The organism is Roseovarius sp. THAF27, assembly GCF_009363655.1.
Taxonomy (GTDB): Bacteria; Pseudomonadota; Alphaproteobacteria; order Rhodobacterales; family Rhodobacteraceae; genus Roseovarius.
The window spans coordinates 349,034-372,248 of sequence record NZ_CP045393.1 but is presented as its reverse complement, the minus strand read 5'-3'; the positions used below and the strand labels follow the sequence as shown (position 1 = coordinate 372,248).

Annotated in this window: 22 protein-coding genes; 12 read left to right on the top strand and 10 right to left on the bottom strand. The window is 66.3% G+C overall.

Going from position 1 to position 23,215, the window contains the following annotated elements:
• Nucleotides 1-80: 80 nt before the first annotated feature.
• The 4 genes from FIU89_RS01840 to FIU89_RS01825 all read left to right on the top strand — a co-directional run bounded on the left by FIU89_RS01840 (nucleotide 81) and on the right by FIU89_RS01825 (nucleotide 3,103).
• Nucleotides 81-1,007, top strand: coding sequence for a threonine/serine dehydratase (locus tag FIU89_RS01840; protein WP_152491033.1), 927 nt, complete (start codon nucleotides 81-83; stop codon nucleotides 1,005-1,007).
• A gap of 125 nt (nucleotides 1,008-1,132) precedes the next feature.
• A complete protein-coding gene (locus tag FIU89_RS01835; RefSeq protein ID WP_152491032.1) occupies nucleotides 1,133-1,735 on the top strand; it encodes a DUF1236 domain-containing protein in 603 nt (200 codons plus the stop codon).
• Nucleotides 1,736-1,909: 174 nt separating this feature from the next.
• Complete coding sequence (dapD, locus tag FIU89_RS01830; RefSeq protein ID WP_152491031.1) at nucleotides 1,910-2,737, top strand: 2,3,4,5-tetrahydropyridine-2,6-dicarboxylate N-succinyltransferase; 828 nt, start codon at nucleotides 1,910-1,912, stop codon at nucleotides 2,735-2,737.
• Between the two features lie 33 nt (nucleotides 2,738-2,770).
• A complete protein-coding gene (locus FIU89_RS01825; RefSeq protein ID WP_152491030.1) occupies nucleotides 2,771-3,103 on the top strand; it encodes a hypothetical protein in 333 nt (110 codons plus the stop codon).
• Nucleotides 3,104-3,116: 13 nt separating this feature from the next.
• Here FIU89_RS01825 and FIU89_RS01820 read toward each other — a convergent pair whose 3' ends face one another.
• Both FIU89_RS01820 and FIU89_RS01815 read right to left on the bottom strand, forming a co-directional pair.
• A complete protein-coding gene (locus FIU89_RS01820; protein WP_152491029.1) occupies nucleotides 3,117-4,187 on the bottom strand; it encodes a Hint domain-containing protein in 1,071 nt (356 codons plus the stop codon).
• A 2-nt stretch (nucleotides 4,188-4,189) separates the two neighbouring features.
• Nucleotides 4,190-5,776 (bottom strand): Hint domain-containing protein, encoded by a 1,587-nt coding sequence (locus tag FIU89_RS01815; protein WP_152491028.1) that lies wholly within the window; start codon nucleotides 5,774-5,776, stop codon nucleotides 4,190-4,192.
• Nucleotides 5,777-6,074: 298 nt separating this feature from the next.
• Between FIU89_RS01815 and dapE the strand changes: the two genes are divergently transcribed.
• The 3 genes from dapE (at nucleotide 6,075) to rnr (ending at nucleotide 10,255) form a co-directional block, all read left to right on the top strand.
• Entirely contained in the window at nucleotides 6,075-7,232 is a 1,158-nt protein-coding gene (dapE, locus tag FIU89_RS01810) for a succinyl-diaminopimelate desuccinylase (protein WP_152491027.1), read from the top strand.
• On the top strand, nucleotides 7,232-7,810 hold the full coding sequence (locus FIU89_RS01805; protein WP_152494365.1) for a TIGR04282 family arsenosugar biosynthesis glycosyltransferase: 579 nt from the start codon (nucleotides 7,232-7,234) through the stop codon (nucleotides 7,808-7,810). The genes dapE and FIU89_RS01805 overlap by 1 nt, the downstream gene beginning before the upstream one ends.
• A gap of 153 nt (nucleotides 7,811-7,963) precedes the next feature.
• The gene (rnr, locus tag FIU89_RS01800) at nucleotides 7,964-10,255 is read left to right on the top strand and encodes a ribonuclease R (protein ID WP_152491026.1); all 2,292 of its coding nucleotides are present in this window, start codon (nucleotides 7,964-7,966) and stop codon (nucleotides 10,253-10,255) included.
• On the opposite strand, the gene FIU89_RS01795 is transcribed toward rnr, so the two are convergent.
• Nucleotides 10,252-11,229: a calcium/sodium antiporter gene (locus FIU89_RS01795; protein WP_368373309.1), complete on the bottom strand. Its 978-nt coding sequence runs from the start codon at nucleotides 11,227-11,229 to the stop codon at nucleotides 10,252-10,254. The genes rnr and FIU89_RS01795 overlap by 4 nt on opposite strands.
• A 181-nt stretch (nucleotides 11,230-11,410) precedes the next feature.
• Between FIU89_RS01795 and FIU89_RS01790 the strand changes: the two genes are divergently transcribed.
• Both FIU89_RS01790 and FIU89_RS01785 read left to right on the top strand, forming a co-directional pair.
• Nucleotides 11,411-12,112, top strand: a complete 702-nt coding sequence (locus FIU89_RS01790) for a YafY family protein (RefSeq protein ID WP_152491024.1) — start codon at nucleotides 11,411-11,413, stop codon at nucleotides 12,110-12,112.
• Nucleotides 12,113-12,209: 97 nt separating this feature from the next.
• Nucleotides 12,210-13,547, top strand: a complete 1,338-nt coding sequence (locus FIU89_RS01785; protein WP_152491023.1) for a lytic murein transglycosylase — start codon at nucleotides 12,210-12,212, stop codon at nucleotides 13,545-13,547.
• On the opposite strand, the gene FIU89_RS01780 is transcribed toward FIU89_RS01785, so the two are convergent.
• From FIU89_RS01780 to FIU89_RS01760, 5 genes are all read right to left on the bottom strand, one after another.
• Nucleotides 13,525-14,385: a class I SAM-dependent methyltransferase gene (locus FIU89_RS01780; RefSeq protein ID WP_152491022.1), complete on the bottom strand. Its 861-nt coding sequence runs from the start codon at nucleotides 14,383-14,385 to the stop codon at nucleotides 13,525-13,527. The two genes, FIU89_RS01785 and FIU89_RS01780, sit on opposite strands and share 23 nt — an antisense overlap.
• Complete coding sequence (speB, locus tag FIU89_RS01775) at nucleotides 14,382-15,344, bottom strand: agmatinase (RefSeq protein WP_152491021.1); 963 nt, start codon at nucleotides 15,342-15,344, stop codon at nucleotides 14,382-14,384. Before speB ends, FIU89_RS01780 begins: the two co-directional genes overlap by 4 nt.
• Nucleotides 15,341-16,195: an NlpC/P60 family protein gene (locus tag FIU89_RS01770; protein WP_152491020.1), complete on the bottom strand. Its 855-nt coding sequence runs from the start codon at nucleotides 16,193-16,195 to the stop codon at nucleotides 15,341-15,343. Before FIU89_RS01770 ends, speB begins: the two co-directional genes overlap by 4 nt.
• Entirely contained in the window at nucleotides 16,192-17,571 is a 1,380-nt protein-coding gene (locus FIU89_RS01765) for a M17 family metallopeptidase (protein ID WP_152491019.1), read from the bottom strand. The genes FIU89_RS01770 and FIU89_RS01765 overlap by 4 nt, the downstream gene beginning before the upstream one ends.
• Nucleotides 17,572-17,636: 65 nt before the next feature.
• The gene (locus tag FIU89_RS01760) at nucleotides 17,637-18,017 is read right to left on the bottom strand and encodes a hypothetical protein (protein ID WP_172977991.1); all 381 of its coding nucleotides are present in this window, start codon (nucleotides 18,015-18,017) and stop codon (nucleotides 17,637-17,639) included.
• A gap of 152 nt (nucleotides 18,018-18,169) precedes the next feature.
• Here FIU89_RS01760 and FIU89_RS01755 point away from each other — a divergent pair, with 152 nt between their 5' ends.
• The 3 genes from FIU89_RS01755 (at nucleotide 18,170) to FIU89_RS01745 (ending at nucleotide 20,218) form a co-directional block, all read left to right on the top strand.
• Nucleotides 18,170-18,820, top strand: a complete 651-nt coding sequence (locus tag FIU89_RS01755) for a carbonic anhydrase (RefSeq protein ID WP_152491018.1) — start codon at nucleotides 18,170-18,172, stop codon at nucleotides 18,818-18,820.
• A 107-nt stretch (nucleotides 18,821-18,927) separates the two neighbouring features.
• Nucleotides 18,928-19,905 carry a sodium-dependent bicarbonate transport family permease gene (locus FIU89_RS01750; protein ID WP_152491017.1) on the top strand — a complete coding sequence of 326 codons (978 nt, stop codon included), beginning with the start codon at nucleotides 18,928-18,930 and terminating at the stop codon, nucleotides 19,903-19,905.
• Between the two features lies 1 nt (nucleotide 19,906).
• Nucleotides 19,907-20,218, top strand: a complete 312-nt coding sequence (locus tag FIU89_RS01745) for a transcriptional regulator (protein ID WP_152491016.1) — start codon at nucleotides 19,907-19,909, stop codon at nucleotides 20,216-20,218.
• A 78-nt stretch (nucleotides 20,219-20,296) separates the two neighbouring features.
• On the opposite strand, the gene FIU89_RS01740 is transcribed toward FIU89_RS01745, so the two are convergent.
• Nucleotides 20,297-21,934, bottom strand: a complete 1,638-nt coding sequence (locus tag FIU89_RS01740; RefSeq protein WP_152491015.1) for a DUF4139 domain-containing protein — start codon at nucleotides 21,932-21,934, stop codon at nucleotides 20,297-20,299.
• A 159-nt stretch (nucleotides 21,935-22,093) separates the two neighbouring features.
• The gene (locus tag FIU89_RS01735; RefSeq protein ID WP_152491014.1) at nucleotides 22,094-23,116 is read right to left on the bottom strand and encodes an aspartate-semialdehyde dehydrogenase; all 1,023 of its coding nucleotides are present in this window, start codon (nucleotides 23,114-23,116) and stop codon (nucleotides 22,094-22,096) included.
• Nucleotides 23,117-23,215 lie beyond the last annotated feature (99 nt).

Here is a 23,215-nt window from a genome sequence, read left to right as displayed (position 1 = left end):
CCCTGTTGGGTTCGTTTTTCCACCCGTATAGGGTTCCACGCGATTTGCCTAGATACGGGGCATACAGGAAAGGCTTTGAAATGGACTGGAAAACCGAGATCGCCGCCGCGAAATTCCGCATCGCTCCGTACCTGCGCCGCACCCCGGTGGCGCAGGTGTCGGGCTTCGGCCTCGACCGCCCCATCGAGCTCAAGCTGGAGCACACCCAGCACACCGGCAGCTTCAAGCCGCGCGGCGCCTTCAACACCCTTCTGTCGCAGGACGTCCCCAAGGCCGGGCTGGTCGCAGCCTCGGGCGGCAACCACGGTGCCGCCGTGGCCTATGCCGCCGCAAAACTTGGCCACCGTGCCCGCATCTACGTGCCCGAAATGGCCGGCCCCGCCAAGATCGCCCTGATCCGCGACCAGGGCGCCGATTTGCACGTGGTCGAAGGCGCCTATTCCAATGCGCTCGATGCCGCCCGCGAATACGAGGCCGAAACCGGCGCGATGCAGATCCACGCATACGACGCGCCCGCCACCGTGGTGGGCCAGGGCACCTGCATGGCCGAGTGGGAGGACCAGGGACTGGAGGCCGATACCGTCCTGATCGCCGTCGGCGGCGGCGGCTTGATCGCCGGCGCGCTGGCTTGGCTCGACGGGCGTCGCAAGGTCGTCGCGGTCGAGCCTGAGACCTGCGCCGCGCTGAATGCCGGACTCGAGGCCGGCAAGGCCGTCGATGTCGAGGTCTCGGGCGTCGCGGCCAACGCGCTTGGCGCGCGGCGCATCGGGTCGATCTGCCTCGACCTCGCGCAAGCGCACGACGTGACCTCCGTCACTGTCAGCGACGACGCCATCACCGCCGCTCAGCATGCGCTCTGGAAAGACGCCCGCCAGCTTGTCGAACCCGCCGGTGCCACCGCTCTCGCCGCGTTGAGCAGCGGCGCCTACCGGCCTGAAAAAGATGAGCGCGTCGCGGTCTTGGTCTGTGGCGGCAATCTCACGCCAGACCCCTTATCGGCGGATTGACGCCCGTTTTCACGCTTTGCCGAAACGACCGGGAACGCTCTTGGAAATCGCCGCGTTGAGGAGTCAGATTGCCGGCGGACATTCCGTCTGCATGGCACGCCCATGTGAGTGAGGAGGATTTCCAAATGAAGACCCGACTTCTGAGCCTGACCCTTGCCGGCACTCTCGGCGCTGGCGCCGCCATGGCGGATGTCGACGCAACCGCTGTGACCGACCTGAACCTGCGCGCGGGCCCCAGCCCGGCGCAACCCGTGATCGCCGTGATCCCCAATGCCAGCGCCGTCAGCATCCAAGGCTGCATCGAGGCCAGCTCCTGGTGCGAGGTCAGTTACAATGGCACCCAGGGATGGGCCTATGGCGACTATCTTGCCGCGTCCACCGATGCCGGTTCGGTCCGCGTCATCGAGAACCGCAGCACGATGCAGCTTCCGACCGTGACCTATGACTACAGCGAAGCCGACACCGTCGCGGCTGGCGGTGCCATCGGCACGGTGGTCGAAGACACCTACGTCACCCCGATCACGCCGCCCGACAACACGGTTGTCTACGTGCGCGACAACCCGGTGGAGCCGATCTATCTCGACGGCGAAGTCGTGACCGGCGCCCAGCTGCCCGCGGCCGTGACGCTGCAACCCGTCCCCGATACCGAGTATCGTTACGCCTATGTGAACGGCGTGCCGGTGCTGGTGGAACCGGCAGAGCGCCGCGTGGTCTACGTGGTACGGTAACGCCGTATCCCGACCCCTTGTCCCTCGGCGGGCGTCCTCGGACGCCCGCCTTTTCATGCGCGCACGGCGGAACCTGCCGCGAATGACCGGCGTCGCGTCGCATTGCGATCCCCCCCGTCCGCCCGTATAGGGCATTTCAGCACAACACGACCTGCCAAGGGGAGCACGCAACAGATGTCCAACGCACAGCTTGAAACCGCAATTGAGTCCGCATGGGAAACCCGCGACCAGATCACACCCTCGACCGGCGGCGAGACGCGCGAGGCCATCGAGGCGACGCTTGACGCTCTCGACAGCGGCAAACTGCGCGTGGCCGAACGGCAGGACAACGGCGACTGGCTCGTCAACCAATGGGCCAAGAAGGCCGTGCTGCTGGGCTTCCGCCTCAAGGACATGGAGCCACAGGCGGGCGGCCCGCAAGGCAGCACCTGGTGGGACAAGGTCGACAGCAAGTTCAAGGGCTGGGGCGACACCGAATGGAAAGAGGGCGGCTTTCGCGCCGTGCCGAACTGCATCGTGCGCAAATCGGCCTATATCGCCCCCGGCGTGGTGCTGATGCCCTCTTTCGTGAACCTCGGCGCCTATGTGGACGAAGGCACGATGGTCGACACCTGGGCCACAGTCGGCTCCTGCGCGCAGATCGGCAAGGGCGTGCACCTGTCGGGCGGCGTCGGCATCGGCGGCGTGCTGGAACCGATGCAGGCCGGCCCCACGATCATCGAGGACAACTGCTTTATCGGCGCCCGCTCCGAGGTCGTCGAGGGCTGCATCGTGCGCGAAGGCTCGGTTCTGGGCATGGGCGTCTATATCGGCAAATCCACCAAGATCGTCGACCGCGAAACCGGCGAGGTCTTCATGGGCGAAGTGCCGCCCTACTCGGTCGTCGTGTCGGGCTCGATGCCCACCAAGAACAACCTCAACCTCTATTGCGCCGTGATCGTAAAGCGCGTGGACGAAAAGACCCGCTCCAAGACCGCCATCAACGAACTGCTGCGCGACTGATCCCTGCGCGGCAGGCCCGGCACGAGGTCCCTCATGGCCAAAGATCCTGACAAGAAAAAGCCTCAGCAGGTCTTCACCCTGCTAGTCGAGATCGGACGCAAGTCCGGCGACGGCCTGCCGGACAAGGCCACCGGGGCCGCGCTGGTCGTCTATGCCTCTGGCGTGGACGAGGCCGAGGCGGTGCGCGAAACCGTGGCGATCCTGAAACAGGCCGACACCGCGCCCCTGGATGTCTCGGGCTACGGCACACTCGACGAACGCCTCGCCGAAGGCCACGAGATCGGCGAGGACGAGCGCGACCTCATGCAGCGCGCGCTCGATGAGAACGCCGTTATCGTCGCCCAGATGACGCCCTTCTACGACTAGACTGCCGCGCGGCTCAGGCCGCGCGGCTGGTGGCCAGCGTCACCGCCTCGAAGGGTTTCAGCACCGGCCAGACCGGCTTGGCATGTTCCGGCAGACGGTTGCGGTCGAACGACGCCAGCACGCTTGCGGCAATGGCCGCGGGCTTGCGCCGCAGCCGCCCGATATAAAGGCTTTCCAGCGCGCATCCCGCCGCCAGGACGGCTTCGTGTCCCGGCAACAGCAGGTGGTGATAGGTCACAAGGTCCGGCCCCTTGGCGTGAAAGGCGGAGCGGTCGTTCACAAGGTGCCGCGCCGGCACAAGAACCGCCTCGCGGCCGAACATGTATTCGACCTCGCTGCCGTGCATCACCAGCCGCTGCTGCGGCGAGACCACGATGTCCTGCGTCAGCTTGAAATAGGGCGCCCGCAGGCGGATGGGCCGGAAACTGCCCCGCGCGGGAACGGTCCGCTTGACCACCTGCAACACCGGCACGCGCTGGCCGTCATCCGTCAGCACAACGTCGCCACGGCGGATCTCGCCTGCCGGACGCTCGCCCCGGTCTGTCATGATCGGCACCTGCGCAGTCAGTGCGGGCAGCGGTCCCACCGGCTCGATCCGGTCGGACAGGGCCAGGAACATCACCTCCTCGTCCACTTCGAAATTGCATCCATGGGCGAAAACCGCGTTCAGGTCGTCGATCGGCAGGGGCAGCGTGGCAGTCATCGCCACGGTGTGCACCTGGTCGGATTCGGGCCGCTCCAGCGTCAGCCGGGCCCACCCTTCGGTGCTGTCCCAGGAATAGGTCAGGCGCAGGATATCCAGCCGCCCGTCGCCATCCACCGGCAGGGTTGCGTGACAGATGTCGTCGCCCTGCGCGTCCACCAGGACGATACCGCCCTGCGGCAACGCCTGGATCGAAAACAGGCCCGGCATCGGCCATGTCCGGCGGAACGCCAGCATGGTCTGCGGCCGTATATCAGCCGAGATGCGGCTCTCGACCACCAGGCTGCCACGGTGCAGCACCCGGTCCGCCCCGGTTTCCGTCAGCCGCGGGTCCGGCTTGAACCAGCCATCGTCGCGATCACGCAGTCCGATCCATCCCATTGTCACGCCACCCATTTCTTTGAAAGGATCTGCGCCTCGAAGCCGCGCAGCATCCGTCTTGCCGCGGGGCTGTAGCCTTCGGCGGTTTCGGGGTCGATTTCGGGGAACAGGGTGCAGATCTCTTGCAGCACCTCGGCCTCGAAACTGTCCTTGATCTGCGGCCCGGGCAGAAAGCTTTCGGTCGGCAACCCTTCCGAGACGATGACCTGATGCCGGTCGAACAGCAGGTGAAAGTAATCCACGGTGTCGACCTCGACGCGTCGCACGCTGCGGTCGTTGACCAGGTCCTTGGCCGCCACCAGCACCTCGCGCTCACCGAACAGCAGCTCGGCCAGGCTGTCGCGGATCAGGATCCGGTGCAGCGGCGAAAGCCACAGTTCACCATGCGCGCCGAACGTGCCCGCCTGAATGCGGATCGGGGCGTACTGCCCCGTTCCGGCAACCTCTCGGTGGCCGATCCAGCGCACCGGCTGCAACCCTTCGTCGCGCGTCATGACAAGATCGCCCACGCACAGGTCCTCGACCGCGACCTCGCCGCGCTCGCACCGAATGCGCGACCCGCGCACGAAACACGGGATCGAATTCAGCGTGACAAAGCCGGTATCGCTCTGCCCGTTCGCGCTTTCGACCGTGTAGGTAAAGTTGACTTCCTCGACGTCGCCATCCCCCACGACCGTAAGGGTGCCGTCCGCGTTCAACTGCACCGTCTGTCCGGTGGCCAGCGTGACCGTGCTGCCCGCAACGACGTTCTGCCCGTTGATCTGCGTGATCGTCAGCGCACCGGAGGTGTTGTTCACGTCGTTGTCCAGAACATCCAGCGTCTTCGACCCTGTCGGATACAGCTTGGACACATCGTCCAGCGCCACCAGCGTCGTCTGCACGCTGTTGCCCGCGATGATCAGCGTCGAGTCGTAATTGGCGTCCGTAACATCCGCGATACCGATCCGGATCGAGTTCACATCGCCCGAATTGACCGGAATCGTCAGCGTCATCGTAACGGTGAAACCGTCCATCTCGGTGTTGTACTGGTCCGAGGTATTGTCGACGTACAGGTTCGCGTTAGACCCGGCATTCAGGTTGTTGGGGTCGATATCCCCGTCCCCTACGCTCAGCGGGACCTGCGTGCCGTTGATCCAGACTCCGACGAAATCCTGAAAGGAACCCACCGCGTATTCGGGGAATTCTTCCGAGGCGAAGACGAACTGCATCGTCATCACGTCGCCCGTCGGAATGAAATCGACGTCGAGGTAAGAGGCGTCGTAGGTATTGGCTCCGGCCGCCGCGTTGAACATCGGGTCGTTGTTGGGACCGCTGGAACTGGTCGTGGTCTGACTGGACTGGTTGGAATCGTTCGACCACCACCAAGTCGAATTGGTGAATCCGTTCAGGTCCCCGGTCGAAAACATGACCCCGGTATCCGACGGCATCACACCCGGCGAGACCGAGTTGCCTTGCGTGTATATCCCCGAAGAATCGTTGTCGCCGGTGTAAGAGGCGCTGATCACCTGAACACCGTCACCAAAGATCGTCTCGGCCATTTCTCTTGCCGACGCGCGATCGTCTATAGGGATTTCAACGCCCCTGACCATACTGCCCACCTCATGTACGTCCAAGGTCAGCGCACGCCAAGAATCGGCTTTTCCGGTGGTCCGGTCTGACACGTCGCGGCTTGTTTTTATGTGCCTGCTTGCGTGTCGGGCGATTTGCCCAGCTGCTCTTTTGCCCTGCCTCGGGTCATTTATTAAGGATCGGTTACCACGTTTTTTTCGCTTTGTTAAGGAATTCCGTCACCGATCCCGATCCGGAGGCAAAGTTTTTTCCCGGCGCGGGTTTGCGGTTACAGACCGTGCAGGCTAGGTCTGTCGAAAGTTCACAGGATAGACCTCCATGCCACAAGACTCCGCCCCCATCGACCCCGTCGACCTGACCGCACAACTGGTGCGCTGCGCCTCGGTCACCCCCGAGGAAGGCGGCGCGCTCGTGTTGCTGGAAAACCTGCTGTCCGAGGCGGGCTTCACCTGCACCCGCGTGGACCGGGGCGGCATCGCCAATCTCTTCGCGCGCTGGGGCGAGAAGGGCGCGGCCCGCAGCTTTGGCTTCAACGGGCATACCGACGTGGTGCCGGTGGGCGATGCCGCAGCTTGGACCGCCGATCCCTTCGGCGCGGAGATTCGCGACGGCCAGCTTTGGGGCCGCGGCGCCACCGACATGAAATCCGGCGTCGCCGCTTTCGCCGCCGCGGCAATCGACTTTGTGCGCACCACGCCGCCCGAGGGCGCGATCCTGCTCGCCATAACCGGCGACGAGGAGGGCGATGCGCAGGATGGCACCGTGGCCCTGCTTGACTGGATGGCAACCAAGGGCGAAGCGATGAGCGCCTGCCTCGTGGGCGAGCCCACCTGCCCCGAAACCATGGGCGACATGATGAAGATCGGCCGCCGCGGCTCGATGTCGGCGTGGATCACGCTGACCGGGGTGCAGGGGCATTCCGCCTACCTGCACCGGGCGCTGAACCCGCTTCCGGCAATGGCACGGCTGGCCGACCGCCTGTCCAGCCACGTGCTGGACGACGGCACCGATCATTTCGACCCGTCAACGCTCGCCGTGGTGACCATCGACACCGGCAACCCGGCGACCAACGTGATCCCCGAAAGCACGCGCATGACGGTCAACATCCGTTACAACGATGCCCATAGCGGCGACAGCCTGACCAGGTGGCTGCAATCCGAGCTGGATGCGGTCTGCGACAGCTTCGGCGTCACCGGCGAGATGACGGTGAAGAATTCCGGCGAAAGCTTCCTCACGCCACCGGGGCCGCTTTCGGACCTCGTGTCGAGCGCGGTTCAGGCCGAGACAGGCCAGACGCCGGTCCTGTCGACCAGCGGCGGCACATCCGACGCGCGCTTCGTCAAGGATCACTGCCCGGTGGTGGAATTCGGCCTGGTGGGGCAGACCATGCACCAGGTCGACGAGCGGGTGGACATCGCCCATATCGAACAGCTCAAGGCGATCTATGACCGCGTGCTGAAAGACTATTTCGCGTGATCCGCCGCCAGCTGGTGGTGATGCTGAAAGAGCCCCGGCCGGGCCGGGTGAAGACCCGCCTGGCCCGCGACATCGGTCCTGTCGCCGCCACGTGGTGGGTCCGTCATCAGACCACCCGTCTCCTGCGCCGCCTGCGCGACCCTCGCTGGGACCTCGTGCTGGCCGTCGCCCCGGACGTCGCCGGCCTGTCCAGCCGCGCCTGGCCGGATGACCGTGAACGCATGCCCCAGGGCCCCGGCAACCTCGGCGACCGCATGGCGCGGGTGATGCGCACGCGACCGCCCGGTCCGGTCTGCATCATCGGCGGCGACATTCCCGGCATCACTCCCGCCCATATCGCCCGGGCCTTTGCCAGTCTTGGCCGGAACGACGCGGTCTTCGGCCCGGCCCCCGACGGCGGCTACTGGCTGATCGGGATGAAACGCACCCGCGCGGTGCCCGCGACCTTCCTGCAAGACGTCCGCTGGTCCACCGAGCACGCGCTGGCAGATAGCCGCGCAACACTACCGGACTCGCGGATCGGTCTGGTCGACACGTTGCGGGATGTGGACACGGCGGACGATCTTCGCGCGCCGTAACCCGTTTCGCCGCGGGCCAAGCCCGCGTCGACCGGCTGGGGGTTTCACCCCCAGACCCCCGAGAGGATTTACGGCAAGAAAAAGCAGGCGCTCCGGCGCATGCCGGCAATCTTCGCATGGAACGCCCCCCACCTTCGTGCTACGTCCCGAGGCATGAGCGAGTTGCCTTCCAAATCACAGGTCCTGCAATGGATCTCGGACAATCCGACCCTGACCTCCAAGCGGGACATTGCCAAGGCGTTCGGCATCAAGGGCGCGGCGCGGATCGACCTCAAGCGCATCCTGAAGGAGCTGGAGGCCGAGGGACACCTGGAGAAGCGCAAGAAGACCTATCGCGACCCCGACAAGCTGCCGCCCGTGAGCGTGCTGCAGGTCAGTGACCAGACGCCCGACGGCGAGCTTCTGGCACGTCCCCTGGAATGGCATGGCGAGGGGGTCGAGCCTGTCGTCCTGCTGATCCCCCGCGCCAGCGATCCCGCGCTCGGCCCCGGCGACCGCATCCTGGGCCGGTTGCAGGAGGTCAAGGGCGAGGCACATCACTACGAGGCGCGGCTCATCCGCCGGATCGGGACCAACCCGCGCAAGGTGCTGGGCGTCTTCAAGAAAACCGCCGAGGGTGGGCGCATCCTGCCGATCGACAAGGGCGACGGCAAGGAATGGCTGGTCGCGTCCTCCACCACCGGCGGCGCCAAGGACGGCGAATTGGTCGAGGCCGAACAGGCCGGTCCCAAGGGTCGCATGGGCTTGCCGCAGGCCCGCATCCTCGACCGTCTGGGCGACCCGACCGCGCCCAAGGCCGTGTCCCTCATTGCCATCCACCAGCACGGCATCCCCGACGATTTCCCGGATGACGTCATCGCCGAGGCCGACGCGCAGAAACCCCAGGGCCTCAAGGGCCGCGAAGACCTGCGCGACCTGCCGCTCGTCACCATCGACCCCGCCGATGCCCGCGACCACGACGACGCCGTCTGGGCCCACGCCGACGACGACCCCAAGAACGAGGGCGGGCATGTCATCTGGGTCGCCATCGCCGATGTCGCCTGCTACGTCACCCCCGGCTCTGCCCTCGATGCCGAGGCCCGCAAGCGCGGCAACTCCAGCTATTTCCCCGACCGGGTAGTGCCGATGCTGCCCGACCGGCTGTCGGGCGATCTCTGTTCCCTGCACGAAGGCGTGCCGCGCGCCTGCATCGCCGTGCGGATGCAGATCGACGCCCATGGCGAGAAAATCGGCCACCGCTTCGTGCGCGGCCTGATGCGCTCCGCCGCCTCGCTCACCTACCAGGACGTGCAGGCCGCCCGAGACGGCGCGCCTAACGACAAGTGCGGGCCGCTCATGGACGAGGTCATAAACCCGCTCTACGAGGCCTTTGCCGCCCTGCAAGAGGCCCGCGCCAACCGCCAACCGCTCGACCTCGATCTGCCCGAACGCAAGGTCGTGCTCAGCGACGAGGGCAAGGTCACCTCCGTCAACTTCGCCGACCGCCTCGATGCCCACAAGCTGATCGAGGACATGATGGTGCTGGCCAATGTGGCCGCCGCCGAGACGCTGATTGCAAAAAAATCCCCCCTCCTCTTCCGCGTCCACGAGGAACCGCCGCCGGAAAAACTCGACACCCTGCGCGACGTGGCCGAGGCCGCGGGCCTGACGCTGGCCAAGGGGCAGGTGCTAAAAACTTCGCACCTCAACCAGTTGCTGCACGGCGCGGCGGGCACCGACCATGTCGAGGTCATCAACCTCGCCACCCTGCGCTCGATGACGCAGGCCTATTACGCGCCGTCCAATTTCGGGCATTTCGGTCTCGCGCTGCAATCCTACGCCCATTTCACGTCGCCCATCCGCCGCTATGCCGACCTGATCGTGCACCGGGCACTGATCTCGGCGCATGGCTGGGGCGAGGACGGGCTTTCAAAGGCCGACGAGGAACGACTGCAAAGCACCGGCGAGCACATCTCGGAAACCGAGCGCCGCTCGATGATGGCCGAGCGGGACACCAATGACCGCTATCTCGCGGCCTTCCTGTCGGAACGCATCGGCGAGGAATTCACCGGGCGGATCAGCGGCATCGCCAAGTTCGGCGCCTTCGTGCGGCTGGACGAGACCGGCGCGGACGGCCTCATCCCCATGCGCGCGCTTGGCAACGAGTATTTCCACCTCGACCGCGACCGCGGCACGCTCATGGGGTCCGATACCGGCATCGTCATCGGCCTCGGCCAGCGCGTCGTCGTCCGCCTCAGCGAGGCGGCGCCGGTCACCGGCGGCCTCGGCCTCGAACTGATACGCCTCGACGGCAAGGCGATCACGCCCGGCGGCTCGGGCACGCCCCGCACGGGGCGCGGACGCGGCAAGCCCAAAGGCGGGCGCGGCGGACCCAAGCGCAAACTGGCGCGCGAAAAGCACAAGGCCGACAAGACCAAGCGCAAGGTCTCGCGCAAGCGTCGCTAAACGCCCGCCGGCAACCAGACCATGTAACCACCGTAGGCCGCCAGCAGCCAGATCATGTAAGCACCGTAGGCCGCCAGCAGCACCGCGCCCTCGCGCCGGTCGATCCGCGCGCCGGTGAAGGCAAACGCCACGAACACCACCGCCGAGCCCAGCAGCACGGCGAGGTCCAGCCCCGCGATCGGCAGAGGCGCGGCCATTGGCACCACCAGCACCGTCGCTCCCAGTATCCCCAGAATATTGAAGATATTGCTGCCGATGATGTTGCCAAAGGCGACGTCACCCTGCCCCTTGCGCGCGGCCAGCACCGAGGTCACCAGCTCCGGCATCGACGTGCCGATCGCCACGACCGTCAGCCCGATCACCGAGTCGCTCATCCCCAGCATCTGCGCCAGCCCCACGGCCCCCGACACCAGAAACCGCGCCCCAGCCAGGATCACCACCAGCCCGAGCAACAGCCCCAACGCCGCACGGCCCGCGCGCACCGGCGCTTCGGGCAACAAATCGCCTTCCGCGACATAAACCTCGCCCGCCGCCGTCGGCCCCTTGCGCTCAGCCATAAACGTAAACGCCAGGTAGCCCGCCAGCGCCAGCATCAGGCCCAGCCCGGCCACGCGCCCCATCTCGCCGCTCAGCACCAGCGCCGCGCAGGCCAACGTCGCGCCCAGCATCACGGTCCCATCCCGCGCCAGTGCCCGCCGCGCCACCAGAATGGGCGAGATCAGCGCCGCGATCCCCACGATCAGCAACGTGTTCCCGATATTGCTGCCCACCACGTTGCCCAGGGCAATCCCCGGCGACCCGACCCAGGCCGCCTGCAAGCTGGTCACCAGTTCCGGCGCGGACGTGCCGAAGCCCACAATGGTCAGCCCGATCACCAGCGGCGACACGCCCAGGCCTCGGGCCAGCTGCACCGCGTTGCGCACCAGCAACTCGCCACCAAGGAGCAGCCCCGCCAGCCCGGCGATCACGAACACGATATCCAATTCGGATAACTCCAATCCCGCGCAAAAGGCGCGTTGCTGGGAATTTGAGCAGGCTCCGTCCCACTTCAAGATAGCGCCGGAAAGAATCCGCTGCCGTGACAGGTTCATCGCGCCTCATGCCCGCAAACCCTGCTGACAAAAACCGTCACCATGTGGCATCATACTCCGCGCCATGACCCGGACCGAACGCCTTTTCAAACTGATGCAGGCCCTGCGCATCGTCCCGGCCCCCGCCACGGCGCAGGCGCTGGCGGACCGGCTCGACGTGACCGCCCGCACCATCTATCGCGATATCGACGCCCTGCGCGGGCTTGGCGCGGTGATCGACGGTGCGGCGGGCTTCGGCTATCGCCTGATAGAGGATGCCGCCCTGCCCCCGCTCAACTTCGACGAGGACGAGCTGGAGGCGCTGGTGCTGGGCCTGCGCGAGGTGGGCGAGGTGGGCGACAGCACCCTGGCCGACGCCGCGCAATCGGCGCTTGCCAAGCTGCGCGCCCGCCTGCCGCAGACGCAGGCGCACCGGCTGGATCACGCCGTCCTCTCGGCCCGCCGCTTCACCCCCCTGCCGCAATCGGGCGTTGACACCGCCCGCCTGCGCCGCGCCACGTGGGAGGAAAAGACCATCCGTTTCGATTATTCCGACGCCGAGGGCCGCGAAACCACCCGCGAGGTCGACCCCCTGTCGGTCGTCCTCATGCAATCCTCGCTCTGTCTTCTGGCCTTCTGCCACCTGCGCGGCGATTTCCGTGCCTTCCGCCTCGACCGGATGCGCGGGCTGGACCTCACCGGCGCGTCCTTCCGGCCCCGCCGCGCGATCCTGTTGCGCGAATGCCTTGCCGCCATGACCTGCGACACGGGCCAGGAAACGGCCTGATCACAGGCGACACTTCGCCCGGCCACATGATTGAATGCTTTTGAAACAAACTGTTTCAGGCTATGCTCCGATCAAACCCAGCAAAAAGGGGCGAGCAATGTTTGTCAGGTATCTCTTTCCAGTTCTGGGCGCGGCGCTATTGTCCGGCGGCGCGGCGGCCACGGCCCTCGAATCGTCGATCCGGCCCGTCGCGCGACCCGCCGCCGCCACGCCAACCCCGCAGGTCACCCGCGTTTCCGTATCCACCAGATCGCTACGTCCCAAGCTGCGCCCCGAGGCGCTGAGCGACAACTCCGGCGAGGCGCAACTCACCCGCGTCTCCAACCCCGCCTTCGACAACTGGGTTCGCTCCTTCCGTGGCCGTGCCCTGTCGCGCGGGGTCAGCGCGCGGGTCTTCGACGCCGCCTTCCAGAACATCAACTACAACGCCGACGTGGTCTCGAAAGACCGCAACCAGGCCGAGTTCAAACGCCAGATCTGGGATTACCTCGACAGCGCCGCCTCGCCCGAACGCGTCGACATGGGCCAACAGGCCCTCAGCCGCCACCGCAGCGCGCTAAGCCGGATCGAACAGGCCTACGGGGTCGAGGCCGAGGTCGTCACCGCCGTCTGGGGCCTGGAAAGCAAGTACGGCACCCGCATGGGCGACATCCCGGTGATCGAGGCCCTGTCCACGCTGTCTTTCGACGGTCGCCGCGGCGCCTTTTTCGAAAAGCAACTGATCGCCGCGCTGAAGATCCTCCAGAACGGCGACACCACGCCGCGCAATTTCCTCGGCTCCTGGGCCGGGGCAATGGGTCACACGCAGTTCATTCCCACCTCCTACGAGGCCTATGCCGTGGATTTCACCGGCGACGGCCGCCGCGACATCTGGTCGAACGATCCCTCCGACGCGCTCGCCTCCACCGCCGCGTACCTCAAACGCTTCGGCTGGCGCAAAGGGATGCCCTGGGGCGTCGAGGTTCGCGTGCCCAATGGCGCCCGCTACGGCAACACCAGCCGGATGCCCTCGCAATGGGCCGCGCAGGGCATCGTCGGCGTCGATGGCCGCCCGGTGCGCGACTATGGCTCGGCCCGCATCCTGCAACCGGCGGGCCCCTCGGGCGCGTCCTTCATGGTCTTTTCCAATTTCGACGTGATCAAGCGCTACAACAACGCCGACGCCTACGCCATCGGCGTCGGGCACCTGTCAGACCGCATCAAGGGCGGCCCCGCGATCCAGGCCGCCTGGCCACGCGGCTACACCCCCGTCAGCTTTGAAGAACGCAAGGAGATCCAGCGCCGGCTCAAGCAGATGGGCTATCCGCTGGAAAAGATCGACGGCATCATCGGACCTAACACCGCCAAGTCTATTATGAACTTCCAGCAAAGCGCCGGTATGAAGACCGACGGCTTCGCCTCGCGCGAAGTGCTCAAACGCCTGCGCTCGCGCTGACCACGTGCACCCGCCCCGGAACGCGCAGCGCGCCGTCCGGGGCCTCGAACTCTTTCAAGGCGTCGCGCAGCTTCTCCGCCACGGCGGCATAGTCCCCGCGGCCGCCGCCCATATCCTTGACGATCCGCCCCGCCGGCCCCTCGCGTGACGCGAAGGTGGCGTTCTGCTCCAGATCGCCAATGGGCGTCAGCGTGATCTCTTCCGTGGTCAGCCCGATCCCCTCGAACCCGGCCTGCCCCAGGGTGTCCCGCACATAGTCCGCCTCTGAAAACGCCATCGGCCCCGGCGCGCGCGGGTCCTGCGGCGGCGGCGCGCCGACCACGGATTTCGCCGCCTCGGCGGGGACACGGAACCACGGGTTGCCGTCCATCCCGGCCCAGCACACGAAGGTCACGCGCCCGCCCGGCTTCAACGCGGTCCGCATGTTCGCGAAGGCCGCCCTCGGGTCGTCAAAGAACATCACGCCGAAACGTGACACAAGGTGATCCGCCGCCACGTCCCCGAACGGATGCACCTGCGCATCCGCCAGAACACAGGTGGCATTTGCGACGCCCTCCGCATCCAGCCGCTCACGGGCCAGGTCCAGCATCGGCCCCGACACGTCCAGCCCGATCACATGGCCAGCCTCGCACACGATCTTCGCTTCGGCGATCAGGCCTGCCCCGGTGCCGCAGCCGATATCGACGACCTTGTCGCCCGCCCGCAACCCGGCGCGGTCCAGCAGCAGGTCCAGAACCGGCGCCATCAGACCGTCGAACATCGCCTGTTCCCGCACCCAGACTTCGCCCGCCTTGCCGGACCAGTGATCCGCCTGCTCGGTGTTGACGATCCCGCTCATGCCGCCCGGCCCGCGGCCATCACGCACAGGATCTCGAACATGATCGATACACCCAGGAACGCGGTGTTGCCGCTGGCGTCGAACGGTGGTGACACCTCGACCATGTCCGCGCCCACGATATTGACGCCCTCAAGCTCCCGGCACACCTGCAACGCCTGATACGAATTCGGCCCGCCTACCTCGGGCGTGCCGGTGCCGGGCGCAAAGGTCGGATCGACGAAATCGATGTCATACGAGATATAGGTCGGTTTACCCCCCACGATCTCCCGAGCCTCGGCCATCACGTCGGCGACCCCACGCTCGAAGAACTCCTCGATCAGGATAAGCCGGATGCCCTCCGCGCGGGCGAAATCGCGATCCTCGGAATCGTACATGCTACCCCGCAGCCCGATCTGCACCACCCGCTTGGGGTCCAGCAGCCCCTCCTCAACCGCGCGGCGGAAGGGCGTGCCGTGGGTATACATCTGCCCGTTGAAATAGCTGTGAAAAAGGTCCGTATGGCTGTCGAAATGCACCATGCCCAAGGGTCCGTCCTTGGCCACTGCGCGCAGCACCGGCAGGCTGGTCAGGTGATCGCCCCCCGCCGTCAGCGGCGTGATCCCCGCATCCACCACGCCTTTGTAGAATGTCGTGATCCGCTCCATGCTGTCGGCGATATCAGCGGGGTTCGGCCCCACATCGCCCAGATCGGCGCAATTCAGCGCCTCGAACGGCCGCACCCCGCTCACCGCGTGCTGCGCACGGATCATGGTGGACGCATCGCGCAACTGCCGTGGCCCGTGCCGAGGCCCGGGCCGGTTGGTCGTCCCGCTGTCCCACGGCACACCGATCACGCCCACATCCACATCGCCATAGCGCGCATGGTCGGGCAGCACATGGGGCAGCCGCATGAAGGTCGGCACCCCCGCGAAACGCGGCAGCTCAAAGCCCGAAACGGGCTGGAAAAACGGGTCACTCATGTCTTTTTCTCCAGTCTCTTGCGGGCCGTCACCGGCCCATCTCCCTGCGCCTCGATCCGCGCGATGGCCTCGGCCATCGGCTCAAAGGCGACGGCCATGTGATGCGCATTGGCATGTAACAGCGTCTCGGGGTCAACCACCCAGGCCACATGCCCCTTCCAGAACAGCAGGTCGCCGCGCCGCAACGGCGCATCTTCGGGCAGCGCTTCACCAAGCTCCGCCTCCTGCATGTCGCTGTCGCCGGGGCAGGCCAGGCCGCAGGCCAGGCAGCCCGCCTGTACCAGCCCCGAACAGTCGATCCCCAGCGCCGAGTTCCCGCCCCAGACATAGGGCGTTCCGATCAGCCGCTCCGCCACGCGCACCGGATCGGGCTCGACCGCACTGGCCACGCGCAAATGCGTTGCCGGCACGTACATCCGGCCCTCCGGTGCAAAAATCTCGGCCCAGCGCCCCTCGGTGCCGGTCACGCTCACCCAGGCCCCCAGGCTCAGTATCAGATGCTCGGTCTGCGCCTTGAAATCCGGTTCCCCCAGAGCATGGGTCATCCGTGCCTGCACCACGTGGTTCGGTGGTCCCTTCGGCACAGCAAGATCCCCCGCGGCGAAATATCCGGCATATCCATCGCGCAGCGCATAGCCGAACACCCAGCCGCCCCGCTCTTCCAACAGGCGCACGCCCTCGCCGAAAACCAGTTCGCGCTCGCGCCTGCCGTCCGGCTCTGACAGGATCGGCGTGACCGGCACGATCACCTGCCGGTCGTCGCCCTCCACGAACAGCTCCGCCTCGACCTGCCCCAGCAGCCCCGCATCGGCCACGCGCCCGTTGGAATGCAGCCGCCGCCGGTCGGTCACAGCGCCAGCACCTCGGGCAGCGCCTGCAAGAGCGCCCGCGCGCCCATGCCGACCCCGCCCTTGGGACGGCCCGGCGCGGCGCTCTGGTTCCAGCCGTAGATGTCGAAATGCGCGTAGCGCGTCGCCCCGGCGAACCGCCGCAGGAACAGCGCCGCCGTGATCGCGCCGGCAAACCCGCCCTTGGGCGCGTTGTCCAGATCGGCAATCCCCGGCTCGATCATCGCCTCGTAGGGCTCGTGGAACGGCAGCCGCCAAACCGGGTCTGCCACCGCCTGCGCCGCGGCGTCCAGCGCGCCCGAGAGTACGCCATCATCGGTGAAATAGGGCGCGATATCCGCTCCCACCGCCACCCGCGCGGCCCCCGTCAAGGTCGCCATCGAGATCATCAGGTCCGGCTCCGCCTCGGCCCCAAAGCTCAGCGCGTCGGCCAGCACCAGACGCCCCTCGGCATCGGTGTTGTTGATCTCCACCGTCATCCCGTTGCGCGCGGTCAGGATATCGCCGGGCCGGAACGCATTGCCGCTGACCGAATTCTCCACCGCCGGGATCAGCACACGCAAGCGCACCGGCAGCTTCAGCGCCATTATCATCCGCGCCAGCCCCAGCACGGTCGCGGCCCCGCCCATGTCCTTTTTCATCAGGCCCATGCTGGCCCCGGGTTTCAGGTTCAGCCCCCCGGTGTCGAAACATACACCCTTGCCCACCAGAGTCAGGTTCGGCCCCGTGTCGCCCCAGCGCATGTCGATGAGGCGCGGCGCCTGGTCGGCGGCGCGGCCCACCGTGTGGATCATGGGGAAATTCTCGTCCAGCAGCGCCTCGCCACGGATCACCTCGATCTCCGCGCCCTGCTCCTTGGCCAGATCGGCACAGGCCGCCTCCAGCTCGACCGGCCCCATGTCCGAGGTCGGCGTGTTGATCAGGTCGCGCGTCAGCGCCTCGCCCGCCGCAATCGCCTCCAGCCGGGCCGCGTCGACGCCCGCGGGGGCCACCAGCGTCGCCTTGGCGGGTTTCTGATCCTTGTATCGGTCAAAGGCGTAGCCCGCGAAGAGCCAGCCCAGCGCCTCTTCCGCAGCGCGCTCCTGCGCCAGCCCTTCCAGACGATAGACACCCTCGGGCAGGCTCGCGGCCTGCGCGGCCAGGTGGAACCGCCCCCGCTTGCGCGCGGCCTCGGTGCCATACCCTGCCACCGCCATCTCCGGCGCGCCATTGCCGTCCGGCACCAGCAGCGATTGGCCCAGCCCGCCGGTAAACCCCGCCGCCTGCACCCAGGTCGCAACCGTGGCCGACTGGCCCGACAGCCAGTCCTCCAGCGCGTCCTGTTCGATCACGTGAAGCGGAAGGGCATCGGCCCCTTCCGGTGCAAACTCAAGCGGCATGGCGCATGTCCCGGGATGGTTTCGTTCACCCGCAGCCTAGCCTGACCCGCAGCACCTGCAAGACCTCAGACGGAATAATCCTGCACGTCCCAGATTTCGTGCAGCGACGTCTCGCCGATCCTCAGAAGCCGCGACAGCGTGGCCGCGATCGCCACCCTGTCATGCAGGTCGATGCTTTGCGTGACGTCCCGCGCCACCCGCGCCAGCTTGCTCATCCCGACCTGCTCGGCAATGGCGATCAGGCTGCGGGCGCTCTTGCGCATGTCCTGCACCCGGTCGCTGCGATAACACCTCTCGGTATGCGACAGGCGCACCGCCAGTTCTTCCAGTGCGCGGCACACGACATCTTCGGCCCCGGCTTCGCCCAGTTGAAGGTAAAGCTGTTCCAGCCGCCCCTGGTCCAGCTGCGCGACCTCGGTCTGGTTCAAAAGGGTAATTCTTTCCACGGTCTTTCCCACATTTCCATGCCCCCTCGGCGGGGCCGACCATGCCTGCAAAGCCTTTTGAATTGGTTTGCCATCCACCAATTTCTATCTCGAATTCTTCTAGAATCCCGATTATCACCCTCCGGACCAGTGACAGACCCAAAGGCGCCATCATGAAAAGAGTCCGCCCGCTCCCCAGCTACCTCGTGCAACGCTACAAGGGCTGGAAGGCCACGAAATATCAGGACAACCAGGCCTGGTACCGTCACCTGGCGCAAGAGGGCCAGCACCCCCGCGCAATGATCATCTGCTGCTGCGACAGCCGCGTGCATGTCACCGCGATCTTCGGCGCCGACCAGGGCGAATTCTTCCTGCACCGCAACATCGCCAACCTGGTGCCGCCCTTCACCCCCGACGGCCAGCAGCACGGCACCTCGGCAGCGGTGGAATACGCCGTCACCGCGCTCAAGGTGGCCCACGTGATCGTGCTGGGCCATTCCAACTGCGGCGGCGTGCGCGGCTGCGACGCGATGTGCTCGGGCGACGCGCCCGAACTCAACGACAAGACCAGCTTCGTGGGCCGCTGGATGGATATCCTGCGCCCCGGCTACGAACGGGTGAAAAAGATCAAGGACACCGAAGAACGCGTCGCGGCTCTTGAAAAGCAGGCCGTTCTCGTCAGTCTTGAAAACCTCGTGACATTTCCCTTCGTGGCCGCGGCCATCGAGAGCGGCCACCTCACCCTGCACGGCCTCTGGCACGACATCGGCGAGGGCGAGATCGAACATTACGTGCCCGAAGAAGGCGGGTTCGTCACGGTCTGACATCGCACCGGGCCTGCCGCACAATCCATTATGCCGCGCGGGGTTCCTGTTGCCTTCCTCCGCCAATGCCATAAATCACTCCAAATTTCATTCGGAGGGGATGCTGGATGATGGAGATACTCGCCCTGGCCGCCGACAACCTGATCTCGCCGATCGTGTTGTCCTTCGTGCTCGGCCTGGCCGCCGCGCTTGCGCGATCGGACCTTTCTGTGCCCGAGGCCGCGGCAAAGGCCCTGTCGATCTACCTGCTTTTCGCCATCGGGTTCAAAGGCGGGGTCAGCGTGGCCGATCACGGCATCGACGCCACGCTGGGTCTGACGCTTCTGGCCGGCGTGATCCTCTCCGGCCTCCTGCCCTTCGTGGCCTACCTTCTGCTACGCATCGTCACCCGGATGGACCGCCTGAACGCCGCCGCCGTCGCGGGGCATTACGGCTCGATCTCCATCGTCACCTTCGTCGCCGCCACCTCCGTACTGGAAAGCCGCGGTATCGGGTCCGAGGGCTACATGGTGGCCGTCGCCGCCGCGATGGAGGCGCCGGCCATCCTGTCGGCCCTCTGGCTGGTGTCGCGGGGCGAGAAATCGGGCCGCATGGATGCCGGCCTCTGGCGCGAGATCCTTCTGAATGGCTCGATCGTCCTGCTGGTCGGCAGCTTTCTCATCGGGTGGGTGACCGGCCCCGAGGGCCTTGAGGAAATCAGCAGCTTCATCGTCGCCCCCTTCAAGGGCGTGCTCTGCCTCTTTCTTCTGGACATGGGCCTCGTCGCCGGGCGTGGCATGGCCAAGGGCCGCCATGACATCGGCCTTGGCGGTCTTGTCTTCGGCCTCGTCATGCCCATGGTCGGCAGTCTCTTCGGCCTCGGCGCCGCGCTGCTTCTGGGCCTGTCGACCGGGGGCGTGGTCCTGCTGATGGTGCTCGCGGCCTCGGCCAGCTATATCGCCGTGCCCGCCGCCATGCGCGTCGCCCTGCCCGAGGCGAACCCCTCGATCTATCTCACGCTGTCGCTCGGCGTGACCTTCCCCTTCAACCTTGTGCTGGGCATCCCGCTTTACGTGGCCATCGCCCGCGCCGCGACAGGAGGCTGACATGCAGACCCATGATGCGAAGCGTGTCGAGATCACCATCGAGAAAGTCATGAAAACCCGCCTGACCAAGGCGCTTCATGACGCAGACGTCACCGGCTATACGATCCTGCCCGTGTTGGGCGGGTCGGGCCGGTCCGGCGAGTGGGACCGCGAAGGTCAGATCGGCCGCGCCGACGGCATGGTACAAGTGGTGTGCATCATCCGCCCCGAACGGCTGGACAACCTGCTCGAGGCCGCGTTTTCCGTGGTCGAGCGGCATATCGGCGTGGTCTGCGTCACCGATTGCCAGGTGCTGCGGGCGGAACGGTTCTAAGGCAAGTATCCAGCCGACACCATATGCACCGCCCCCTCAGGGCCGGTGCATATGTGCTTCCGAAATCCAGAGCGCCGCTCAGCGCAGCACCATCCCGTCCGGCCACTTGATCGTGTGGCTCAGGCGGATCTCCCGGCGTTCGCCTGCGCCCAACTCGAACTCCCACGCCAGCACGCCGCGCTTGTCGTCGACCGTCTCCTCGGCCGGGGTCGGCGTCGCCTCCCAGCTGATCTTCAGATCCTCCTGCTCGGACACCGGCACCCGGTCCAGCACCCGCAACGGCCAGCTCTCTCCGGTCAGGTTCTCGACCTCGATGCGCACCGTTTCCTCGATCCGGTTCGATTTCGAGATCACGCCGCGGTCTCCCTCGGCCCGGTCCTCGACCGTGCGCAAGAGGCGCAACCCGTCGATGGGGCCGAAGGACAGCTCCGCCGCCTCTCCCGCCGGGATCAGATCAAGGTAACGCTGCCCTACGAAGCGCCCGTCGAGATAAAAACTCGCCTCGGCAGTGGGCAGGATCAGTTCGCCCGTGTCATTGGTGAACTCCGCCACCAGGAACGCGCTAGGATCGTTCAGCGGCACCGCCTTGGCGACGGTCTCGGCCTGCGTTTCCAGCGTGCCCAGCGCCAGGCGCACCCGGTCCGCCCCCGTGGCGACGTCGACCGTGCCGGGATAGCTGTAGGTCACCGACAGCCCGTCGAAATCCGCCGCAGCGACGATCGCCTCAGGCGACACGGCCAGGGCTTCTTCCTTCGCGGCGCCTGCGGCCATGTCGGACTCCGCAACGCTGCGCGCGAGCGGCACGGGCTGCATCGGCGGCTCCTCGTAGATCCGGCGCAGCCACGGCCAGACCTCACTGGGCGCGGTCTGTTCGCTGGGGCGCACGGTCGACAGGGTCAGCTCCGCCGCCTGCCAGTTCTCGCCCGTGGACTGCGCAACATACGCGCCCCGCTCCAAGGTCAACGCGCCGCTCTTACGATCCAGCCGCAGATCATACACCGGCTCCCACCCGGCCGCATCGGTGTTGTAGGTCACCGTCAGCACGCCGTCCGTTTCGGCATCTGCGCTGACCGCCACGGCCAGCATCGCGCGGTCCTCCTCCTCGGGCACCAGCGCGGCCTCGGCCTGTTTCGCGCGCTTCAGCTCGTCTTCCAGATCCTCCAGCGACCGCGCCACCGCATCGGCCCGCCGCTCGGCATCCTGGGCCGTGCGCAGCGCCGCCAGGGTCTCTTCGCCGATCATCGCCGACAGGTCGCGCAGGGCGGCAATGTCCAGCGCTGTCACCCCCTCGCCCTCGCCCAGCTTTTCAAGAAACGCCACACGCGCCCGCGCCGCCTCGGCCTCCAGACGGATCGTGTCGACCGCGGCGCGCGCATCGCGCAGCTCGTCCTCCAGCCGCTCCACCTCGGCGCGGGCGGTCTGCAACGCGGCGGTCTCTTCCTCTGTCCGCGGCGGCACGAAATCGCGCCGCGCCGTCACGCTGCCCATCGCCGCGCCCTCGACCGCCACCCGGACCGAGGCCAGCGGCGTCGACCGCGGCAAATCCGTCAGGATCAGCTGATGCTGCCCCGCCGGGATGCTGTAGGGCACCTGCCGCGTAATGGTGGCGCCTTGAGGATACAGCGTGACCGCGCCGACGTCGCTGGTCAGGGCGAAATCTTCGGCCAGCGCGGGAAACGGCAGGGCGGCAAGGATGATCAGGGAAAGCGAACGCATGGTGTCTACTCCAGAATAATTGGCCGGATGATCGGTCTCTAATGGGACGCGCGCAAGTCCGCCCTTCTTGGCCGCACGGTGAAATTTTTCCACGAAAAGAAAACGCGCCGCCCTTGGCAAAGGACGGCGCGGCAAAAATCTCACAGCGATGAAAAGGGCTTAGCCCTTCTGCAGCACCCGGTTGCCCAGCGTCTCGGCGATCTGCACCGCGTTCAACGCGGCACCTTTGCGCAGGTTGTCGCTGACGCACCAAAGGTTGATGCCGTTCTCGATCGTGCTGTCCTGCCGGATCCGGCTGATGAAGGTGGCGAAATCGCCCACGCATTCCACCGGCGTCACGTATCCACCGTCCTCGCGCTTGTCGACGACCATGATCCCCGGCGCCTCGCGCAGGATGTCGCGCGCCTCGTCCTCGTCCAGGAACTCCTCGAACTCGATATTCACCGACTCCGCGTGGCCCACGAAGACCGGCACCCGCACGCAGGTCGCAGTGACCTTGATCGACGGATCGACGATCTTCTTAGTCTCGACCACCATCTTCCACTCCTCCTTGGTGGAACCATCCTCCATGAAGACGTCGATATGCGGAATGACGTTGAAGGCGATCTGCTTCTGGAACTTCTTCGGCGGCACTTCGTCCGTGGGGTTGTAGATCGATTTCGTCTGATCCCACAGCTCGTCGACGCCTTCCTTGCCCGCGCCCGACGTCGCCTGGTAGGTGCTGACCACCACCCGCTTGATCCTGGCGCGGTCATGCAGCGGCTTCAGCGCCACGACCATTTGCGCGGTGGAACAGTTGGGGTTCGCGATGATGTTCTTCTTGGAATAGCCCGTGATCGCGTCCGCATTCACCTCCGGCACGATCAGCGGCACGTCCGCGTCGTAGCGATAGAGCGAAGAGTTATCGATCACCACGCAACCCGCCTTGGCGGCGATAGGCGCGTATTTCTTCGTCGCTTCCGAGCCGATGGCAAAGAGCGCCATATCCCAGCCGGTGAAATCGAACCCCTCGATGTCCTTGGTCTTCAAGGTCTTGTCGCCAAAGCTGACCTCTGTGCCGATGGACCGGCGGCTGGCAAGCACCGCGATCTCGTCGACAGGGAACTGGCGTTCGGCCAGGATGTTCAGCATTTCGCGGCCCACGTTGCCCGTGGCGCCCGCGACGACGATCTTGTAACCCATCTTGGGAAATCCTCTTCGGTTCGGGTCTCTTTGCGCCGCTCATACCGCAGCGCAGCACGATGTTAAAGGGGCTGCACATGGGGCGCACAGTCTGTCATT

What these genes read in the sequence shown, in the direction of transcription:
- FIU89_RS01840 (WP_152491033.1), top strand. Translation starts at nt 81, where the DNA reads ATGGACTGGAAAACCGAGATCGCCGCCGCGAAATTCCGCATCGCTCCG.
- FIU89_RS01835 (WP_152491032.1), top strand. Translation starts at nt 1,133, where the DNA reads ATGAAGACCCGACTTCTGAGCCTGACCCTTGCCGGCACTCTCGGCGCT.
- dapD (WP_152491031.1), top strand. Translation starts at nt 1,910, where the DNA reads ATGTCCAACGCACAGCTTGAAACCGCAATTGAGTCCGCATGGGAAACC.
- FIU89_RS01825 (WP_152491030.1), top strand. Translation starts at nt 2,771, where the DNA reads ATGGCCAAAGATCCTGACAAGAAAAAGCCTCAGCAGGTCTTCACCCTG.
- FIU89_RS01820 (WP_152491029.1), bottom strand. Translation starts at nt 4,187, where the DNA reads ATGGGATGGATCGGACTGCGTGATCGCGACGATGGCTGGTTCAAGCCG.
- FIU89_RS01815 (WP_152491028.1), bottom strand. Translation starts at nt 5,776, where the DNA reads ATGGTCAGGGGCGTTGAAATCCCTATAGACGATCGCGCGTCGGCAAGA.
- dapE (WP_152491027.1), top strand. Translation starts at nt 6,075, where the DNA reads ATGCCACAAGACTCCGCCCCCATCGACCCCGTCGACCTGACCGCACAA.
- rnr (WP_152491026.1), top strand. Translation starts at nt 7,964, where the DNA reads ATGAGCGAGTTGCCTTCCAAATCACAGGTCCTGCAATGGATCTCGGAC.
- FIU89_RS01790 (WP_152491024.1), top strand. Translation starts at nt 11,411, where the DNA reads ATGACCCGGACCGAACGCCTTTTCAAACTGATGCAGGCCCTGCGCATC.
- FIU89_RS01785 (WP_152491023.1), top strand. Translation starts at nt 12,210, where the DNA reads ATGTTTGTCAGGTATCTCTTTCCAGTTCTGGGCGCGGCGCTATTGTCC.
- FIU89_RS01780 (WP_152491022.1), bottom strand. Translation starts at nt 14,385, where the DNA reads ATGAGCGGGATCGTCAACACCGAGCAGGCGGATCACTGGTCCGGCAAG.
- speB (WP_152491021.1), bottom strand. Translation starts at nt 15,344, where the DNA reads ATGAGTGACCCGTTTTTCCAGCCCGTTTCGGGCTTTGAGCTGCCGCGT.
- FIU89_RS01765 (WP_152491019.1), bottom strand. Translation starts at nt 17,571, where the DNA reads ATGCCGCTTGAGTTTGCACCGGAAGGGGCCGATGCCCTTCCGCTTCAC.
- FIU89_RS01755 (WP_152491018.1), top strand. Translation starts at nt 18,170, where the DNA reads ATGAAAAGAGTCCGCCCGCTCCCCAGCTACCTCGTGCAACGCTACAAG.
- FIU89_RS01750 (WP_152491017.1), top strand. Translation starts at nt 18,928, where the DNA reads ATGATGGAGATACTCGCCCTGGCCGCCGACAACCTGATCTCGCCGATC.
- FIU89_RS01745 (WP_152491016.1), top strand. Translation starts at nt 19,907, where the DNA reads ATGCAGACCCATGATGCGAAGCGTGTCGAGATCACCATCGAGAAAGTC.
- FIU89_RS01740 (WP_152491015.1), bottom strand. Translation starts at nt 21,934, where the DNA reads ATGCGTTCGCTTTCCCTGATCATCCTTGCCGCCCTGCCGTTTCCCGCG.
- FIU89_RS01735 (WP_152491014.1), bottom strand. Translation starts at nt 23,116, where the DNA reads ATGGGTTACAAGATCGTCGTCGCGGGCGCCACGGGCAACGTGGGCCGC.